At 41.7% G+C, this 3087-nt stretch carries 2 protein-coding genes; one reads left to right on the top strand and one right to left on the bottom strand.

Going from position 1 to position 3087, the window contains the following annotated elements; genetic code table 11:
- The first annotated feature begins 64 nt into the window (after nucleotides 1-64).
- Complete coding sequence (locus tag FJR37_RS12450) at nucleotides 65-2326, top strand: type IV pilus secretin family protein (protein ID WP_168466162.1); 2262 nt, start codon at nucleotides 65-67, stop codon at nucleotides 2324-2326.
- A gap of 167 nt (nucleotides 2327-2493) precedes the next feature.
- Here the strand turns inward: FJR37_RS12450 and pyrR are convergent, their stop codons facing one another.
- Nucleotides 2494-3030 (bottom strand): bifunctional pyr operon transcriptional regulator/uracil phosphoribosyltransferase PyrR, encoded by a 537-nt coding sequence (pyrR, locus tag FJR37_RS12445; RefSeq protein ID WP_168466161.1) that lies wholly within the window; start codon nucleotides 3028-3030, stop codon nucleotides 2494-2496.
- Nucleotides 3031-3087: the final 57 nt, after the last annotated feature.

Genomic DNA, 3087 nt, shown 5'->3' with positions numbered 1-3087 from the left:
CCCTGTTCCCTGTTCCCTGCTATACGTGACAATTTAGACTTTTATTTTATGTGAGGAATGAACTGTGAAACAGTTTCATAATAGTGTTTTCGTATCAAGTGCAGCGGCTTGTGTACTCTTAGCCGCTCAACCAGTCCTGGCACAATTAACACAAATTACTGATGTCAAACTCAATCCCATTGAGGGCGGAATCAGCGTCATTTTAAAAACTGCTGCCGGCAATCGTCCCCAAGTATTTACAACTAAAAAAGATAAATCCTTAATTGCAGATGTAATTAATGCCCAACTGCGTCTACCCAAAGGTGATAACTTCCGTCAAGAAAACCCCGCACCGGGAATCAAGATTATTGAAGTTAAACAATTAGATGCTAATAGCATTCGGGTAATAGTCACAGGTGTTGATGATGCACCCAGCAATCAGCCCGTCATGCGAAAGGATAATAATCTTACCCTTGGCTTTACCACCACCACAAATTCAACAGCATCAACCGCCACTAAGCCCATAGAAAAAGTATCAGCAGCCCCAGCTACCACACCTGAATCTAAACCCGATGAACCAGGTAAACCTCCAGATGTCCTAGTCCCTAATCCCCAAGTCACCATTGACGGTAAAATTGCCCAATCCGCAGGACCAAATCAACCTTATAACCAAGCGCCTCCTTTTTTACCCAGAGCCGTCGCTCCACCAGTAGGAGATATTACTCAATCAAATATTGATACATCACCCACCGTGATTGATTTAGGTACTCAAGAACGAGTTCCCCGCTTGGTATTACGTGATGCACCTGTGAGAGAGGTTTTATCACTGTTAGCGCGGGCTGCTAATTTAAACGTAGTTTATATCGGTGGTGAAGCAGAAAAAGCACAGGGTGCGGATGCAACAAAGACTTCTCAAACAATTTCTCTGGATATAGAAAACGAACCTGTGCAAGATGTCTTTAACTATGTACTGCGGTTGAGTGCTTTAGAAGCTAACCGCACGGGACGGACAATTTTTGTCGGGACTAAATTACCTAACTCCACCCGTGATACTGTCATGCGGAGTTTACGACTAAATCAGGTAACAGTGGGAGTTGCTTTAAACTTCTTGGTGGCTTTGGGTGCAGAAAGTGCCGTCAGCCGAGAAAGATTGGTTACGAGTGTCAATGCTGTAACTGTTGGGACTGGAGTAGCTCCCATTACCCAAACTCAAACAACCACAGAAACAAAAGTCGAAACTCAACGGATTACTTATCAAGATTCAACACCTTTATTGAGAGGATTACAAGCTTCAGGAGATGAGCGCACCAATTCTGTGACATTGATTGGTAATCCTAAGATGGTGGAAATGGCAGTATCTCAATTAGTACAGCTTGATGTCCGTCGTCGCCAAGTGGTAGTGAACGTCAAAATTATTGATGTCAACCTTTTAGGTATTCAAGACTCTAACTCTAGTTTTTCTTTTGGTCTTGGTAATAGCTACTTTACCAGTGATGGTGGTGCAGCAACTTTCAATTTTGGTGGTTCTCGACCAGCTACAGGCAGTGAAGTAGCAAGTAGTGTTACCGAAACACCTATTACAACTAATCCACTTAGCAGTGCTAACATTTTTCTGGACAAAAGAGATTCCAGTACAGGTAATCCTACAGCAGGTGCAAGCTCTAATCCAGAAGTAACAGGTGTTAAAGCAATTACTCCTACTGAAATCACATACGAACTACCAAAATTATACCAGTTCCCTAAAAAGTTTCTGGCTAGTTTGACAGCACAAGTTACAAGTGGCAATGCCAAGATTTTGACAGACCCCACCCTAATTGTTCAAGAGGGACAGAACGCAACAGTCGCTTTAACGTCAGAAGTATACGGGGGAATTAAAATAACGAATCTCCTGAGAGAACCTATCATCAAGAACGCAGGGCTAACCTTGACAGTGAAAGTAGAAAGAATAGATGATAATGGTTTTGTTTCTTTGTCTGTTGCCCCTACTGTGTCTTCTCTGGCTGGGACAACAAGTAGTCCTGATGGTGATATTACCCTGTTAGCTTCAAGAAGTCTGGCATCTGGTCAACTTCGCTTGCGAGACGGTCAAACACTGATTCTTTCAGGTATTATTCAAGATTCAGACCGGACAACTGTTTCTAAACTGCCTATCTTAGGTGATATTCCTCTACTAGGTTCGCTGTTTAGAAAGTCCAATAGAACTAATGAACGCAGAGAGGTAATTGTCTTACTCACACCTCAAATTATGGATGACTCAGAGCGTTCTGCTTACGGTTATAATTACACACCTAGTCCCCAGGTACGGCAAATCTTAGAACGTCGGGGGTTGAAGGTTCAGCCTCGCTAGTTAGTTCTTGGTGATTGTTTCCAAATACCCGATTTATGGGAGAAGTAAATAAGGTATCCCTGTTGACTAGGGCAGGCAGGATGCCCACCCCACAAGATTAAAATATTAATTGTGGAGTGGGCTTCTAGCCTGCCCATCTTATATTTAATTGTCTAAAAAAGTTAATTTCAATTACTAATTAACTCCACAGCGTCTCGTCCATCACTATCTTGCAGATAAACTTTGACAATTTCTTCCTTCGCTGTGGGTAACTTTTTACCAACAAAATCTGGATGAATTGGTAACTCCCGATGACCTCTATCTACTAATACGGCTAGGCGAATTGCTTCTGGTCTACCATATTCATTTACGGCATTTAAAGCAGCCCGAATAGTTCTGCCTTTAAAAATGACATCATCTACAAGTACCACGGTTTTACCTGTCAAATCAAAGGGAATATCGGTTTTTTCTGGAGTTCTCAAGCCGATTTTATCAAGATCATCACGATAAAATGTAATATCTAAAGAGCCTACAGAAACGTTGACATCTTCGAGGATTTCTATTTGACGAGCTAATGAATAAGCTAATGGTACTCCTCTAGTGTGAATACCCAGAAGTAACAACTGAGATAAATCTCGTGTTCTTTCTATAATCTGAGAAGCCATTCGAGTTAATGTCCGACGCAGTTCTTCTGATGAGAGAATTTCAACTACTTTAGTAGACATAAGATTGGTAATTGGTGATAGGTGATAGGTAATTGGTAATTGGTGATTTCTCGTTTC

It is taken from the genome of Aphanizomenon sp. UHCC 0183, assembly GCF_009712065.1.
GTDB classification, from domain to species: Bacteria; Cyanobacteriota; Cyanobacteriia; order Cyanobacteriales; family Nostocaceae; genus Dolichospermum; species Dolichospermum heterosporum.
The sequence above is the reverse complement of the archived record's forward strand: the minus strand, read 5'-3'. Positions and strand labels throughout refer to the sequence as shown.

Excerpts from the sequence above, each read along its gene's own strand:
- pyrR (WP_168466161.1), bottom strand. The coding sequence starts at position 3,030 with ATGTCTACTAAAGTAGTTGAAATTCTCTCATCAGAAGAACTGCGTCGG.